The organism is Spirochaetota bacterium, from assembly GCA_026414805.1.
GTDB lineage: Bacteria > Spirochaetota > UBA4802 > UBA4802 > UB4802 > UBA4802.
In genome coordinates this window covers 1-4,132 of sequence record JAOAIH010000093.1, presented here as the reverse complement: position 1 = coordinate 4,132, position 4,132 = coordinate 1, and the positions used below count along the sequence as shown (strand labels likewise).

At 33.8% G+C, this 4,132-nt stretch carries 4 protein-coding genes; 2 read left to right on the top strand and 2 right to left on the bottom strand.

What is annotated here, in order from left to right; all coding sequences use genetic code 11:
• Together mgtE and N3F66_13770 are read left to right on the top strand one after the other, a co-directional pair.
• Positions 1-1,101: magnesium transporter (mgtE, locus tag N3F66_13775; protein MCX8125212.1), on the top strand; the 1,101-nt coding region annotated here is incomplete at its 5' end.
• Positions 1,102-1,112: 11 nt separating this feature from the next.
• Positions 1,113-1,685 (top strand): flavin reductase family protein, encoded by a 573-nt coding sequence (locus N3F66_13770; GenBank protein MCX8125211.1) that lies wholly within the window; start codon positions 1,113-1,115, stop codon positions 1,683-1,685.
• Positions 1,686-1,731: 46 nt separating this feature from the next.
• Here N3F66_13770 and bfr read toward each other — a convergent pair whose 3' ends face one another.
• Positions 1,732-2,202 carry a bacterioferritin gene (bfr, locus tag N3F66_13765; GenBank protein ID MCX8125210.1) on the bottom strand — a complete coding sequence of 157 codons (471 nt, stop codon included), beginning with the start codon at positions 2,200-2,202 and terminating at the stop codon, positions 1,732-1,734.
• Positions 2,203-2,322: 120 nt separating this feature from the next.
• Positions 2,323-3,906, bottom strand: coding sequence for a hypothetical protein (locus tag N3F66_13760; protein MCX8125209.1), 1,584 nt, complete (start codon positions 3,904-3,906; stop codon positions 2,323-2,325).
• Between the last annotated feature and the right edge of the window lie 226 nt (positions 3,907-4,132).

The window sequence follows — 4,132 nt, the reverse complement described above, 5'->3', positions numbered from 1 at the left end:
CGTACTGCGCTCTTTGAGGAATTGCCAGCTGATATTCTACGGCAAATGCTGGCATTGATGTCCCGAGAAGAGCGAATTACAGCTATGAGCTTGCTTGGCTATCCTGAGAACAGTGTTGGCCGTTTAATGACAACTGACTTCATTGCAGTCAAAGAAAACATGACTGTCGCTCAGGTTTTACATTATATACGTAAATATGGAAAAGACAGCGAAACACTCAACATGATTTATGTTGTTGATGACGAAGGTAAATTAATCGACGATATTAAAATACGGCAGATATTGTTATCTCAACCTACACGGCGAATAAAAACATTAATGGATCATAAATATATTAGCCTCAATGCTTATGATGATCAGGAAACTGCAATTCAGGTGTTTAAAAAATATGACCACTATGCATTGCCAGTTGTAGATAACGAAGGAATCCTTTTGGGTATAGTTACAATTGACGATGTACTTGACGTTGAAGAAGAAGAAGTAACCGAAGATATTCATAAAATGGCTGCTGTGGAAGTGCTTGAAGAGCCATATATAGATGAGCCATTGCTGCGATTGACAAAAAAGCGTGCTTCATGGCTAGTATTTTTATTTTTAGGTGAAATGTTAACTGCCACAGCCATGGGATATTTTGAAGAAGAGATAGCACGTGCTGTGGTATTAGCGTTATTTGTTCCGCTCATTATATCAAGTGGTGGTAATTCAGGATCTCAAGCTGCTACGCTGGTTATCCGTGCAATGGCTATTGGTGAGATAACATTGCGCGACTGGTGGAGAGTATTAATACGTGAAATTCAATCAGGATTTTTGCTGGGTTCAATTCTTGCATCCATTGGTTTTTTGCGTATAAGTATCTGGCAAAAATTATTTGGCATGTATGGCGAGCACTGGCTGAAAGTGGCTTTATCAGTGTCGTTCTCGCTCGTTGGTGTTGTAATGTGGGGCACTCTGATGGGTTCCATGTTACCTTTTTTATTGAGGAAATTGGGCCTTGACCCTGCAACATCTTCAGCTCCGTTTGTAGCAACTCTGGTTGATGTATCAGGATTAATAATATATTTTAATATTGCATATCTAATATTGAAAGGCACATTGCTATAAGGAAACATACAATGGGAAAAGTAGCATGGAAACCCGGTACAATGCTGTATCCAGTGCCAGCAGTATTGGTAACTTCACATCATAATGGTATAGATAACGTGTGTACTGTTTCATGGGTTGGGACGGTATGCACTGAACCGCCAATGATAAGCATTTCATTGCGGCCAGAACGGTATTCATTTACGTTAATACATGAATCAAAAGAATTTGTAGTTAATATTCCAGATAAAAGATTGGTAAAAGCAGTTGATTTTTGTGGCGTGCGTTCAGGCAAAGATGTTGATAAGTTTGCGATAGCTCATCTTAATAAACTGCCGGCTAAAAAAGTAAAAGCACCGTTAATTGAGCAATGCCCTGTATCCATTGAATGCAAAGTGTTAAAGATTATTCATTTAGGAAGCCATTACCAGTTCATTGGAAAAATTGTTGTAGTACATGTTGATGATTCGCTGCTTGATAAAAGAGGTGCTTTACATCTGGAAAGGGCAGGGCTTTTGTGTTATAATCATGGATTTTATTGTATAGTTGATAAACAAATTGGTAAATTTGGATTTTCAGTAAAAAAGCGAAAGAAGAAAAAATAAAAAACTGCGCTGCAGTATAGAAAGCAGCGCAGTATGGTGTATACAGTTATTCCTTAACCTGCGTTGTTAAGAAAATCTGCAGCGACATCTGATTTATCTGATCTTGCAGTTCTTCAATTTCGTCAATATGCATATCCTCATCTTTTAATATGCTTTCAAGCAATTCACGAGTAGCAAAATCTTTAACTTCGCCAGCAAGCACTATTGCGTCATTATATGCTTTTATTGCTTCTTCCTCTGCTTTATGGTCATATTCCAGCTGTTTTGGAACATCTGCACCAATCAAAATCTTTTTTAAATTAGTTACTATCGGTATCCCTTCTAAAAATAAAATTCTGCCAATTAATTTTTCAGCATGCTTCATTTCATCAATAGCTCTTTTTTCAAAGTGCTTATGAAGCTTTTCGTAGCCCCAGTTGTCACACATTTCAGAATGCACCATGTATTGATTGATTGCTGTTAGTTCATCAGCCAGAAGTGAATTCAATGTTTCAATTAATTTTGGATTTCCCTTCATGTTTTTTCTCCTTACAATAGTTGTGGTTTGATTACCATCACGCCTTTGGCAGTGAGGTGTTAAATGCGTACTATGTATCGATAAAAAAATCAAGTATTATTTACTTAAAAAATATAAATGTTACAATTTTAATCTTATTCCAATTATATGATAAAAATCATATCCTCCACATACAATATCAATGTCAATATCACGCTTAAAGGAATAATATATTATTAATGGAATATATGTATCAAAGATTACACCAGATTCAATGCTATACTCATAGTTGTATTCCCTTCCTGCATATAACAATAATGTTATTCCTGTATATGGTATCGTATTGGCCATCATGTTACAATAATAATATAAAGAAGGATTTATAATAAAAGAATAGGGATAATTTTGTTTTGCAACAATATATAATGCTCCTAATTCATAATCAACGGTATTGGGTTTACAATAATTGTTATAACCAGTTGATATGGTTGCATTACAGTTATCCAAATATCCATGTTTCAGTGATATCCCAACTGCATGATAATTTTCAGTCTGGCCTCTATATTCATTGCCATCATGGCGGCGGTAATGTTGATATAAAATATGAGCATAATAATATTGGGTTATAGATTGATAATAGCCAGACTCAAGCAGGATGTTAATAAATCGAGGATATAATGCTGTTGCCTGTGATCGTGAACTGTGGTTAAGATAAGATGCAAAATAAAGAGTATTTTTATCAAATATTTGTGTTTGTAATGATAATCCCAGATCTGTGGTGAAATTATAAAATTTGCTGTTTAGATTTTTTCCATATCCGGCAATAAAGTGCATTGACATTGCATTATCACTGTAAAATAGAAAAACATTGTCACCTCTGCTATTATCATATCCAATCAAAGATTCGGCTTTACAGCCAATTGCAAACTGCGTGTCTGAGATATTAGGGTATATACTATCATTAATATATCCATAATACCAGTATGGAGTAATGGTAATATGTGAAAACGTTAATCTTAAGCCTATCTCAACAGACCGGTCAATGGCTATTGTATTATCTTGATACATGAGGCCATTAAGCTGAGTCATAATATATGGAGTTGCATATAACAACAATGGAATGTCAAAACGTACTATGCAGCTGCTCATATATTTGTATGTGGGATTTTTACTAAAAAATGGATAGCCTAAATAAAAATAATAATTAATAGTATTTAAATTGAAAATTGATGAATTATGATCTAATAAACTATCCTTATAGCCAATTTGCATACCAGTGCTCTGCCATTTAATACCTATACCATACCATCGCAATTCATCATTGATACTGTAGATCTGTTTATCAAAAGTATTATAACAGATATGGTTGAGTACTATGCCAATCTGAGAATTAGATAGTGTATAAGAAAAATAGCCATAATCCATGTAATATGCAATTCTGTAAGGATAATATCGAGAATTGAAGCGAGAGGTTGTATAAATATCTTCTACAATGTAAGTTGAAAGATTGTAGTTTTTGTATTTTATAAGCATTAGATCAATTATTTTTGATTGTTTGCCGTTAAATCCTGTTTTTGTATGTAAAGAGCTATAATCAAGTAAAATTCCTGCATTTGGCAGAAAGAAAAATTCATTATGTGATATTACATTTTGAGAAGTGCTGAATAATGGCACTGTGTAAAGTAAAGGTAAAATAATACTATATTTTAATTTTCTTACAATCATTATAATCTATCAACGGTATCATTGCTAATGATACATAATATAAAATATGGTGAGAAAAAATAAATCATATTTTATATACATAGGGAATTCAATGTAACTTCACGTTTAAAGTGCAACATTTAGATGATGGTGTAGCAGATCATAGGGGGATTTTAAAATTCCGTGATTTTCTTGGTTTTACATTTATTGCATCCTATATAGCACGAACATCATCATCTGTCAAGTG

Excerpts from the sequence above, each read along its gene's own strand:
- bfr (MCX8125210.1), bottom strand. The coding sequence starts at position 2,202 with ATGAAGGGAAATCCAAAATTAATTGAAACATTGAATTCACTTCTGGCT.
- N3F66_13770 (MCX8125211.1), top strand. The coding sequence starts at position 1,113 with ATGGGAAAAGTAGCATGGAAACCCGGTACAATGCTGTATCCAGTGCCA.
- N3F66_13760 (MCX8125209.1), bottom strand. The coding sequence starts at position 3,906 with ATGATTGTAAGAAAATTAAAATATAGTATTATTTTACCTTTACTTTAC.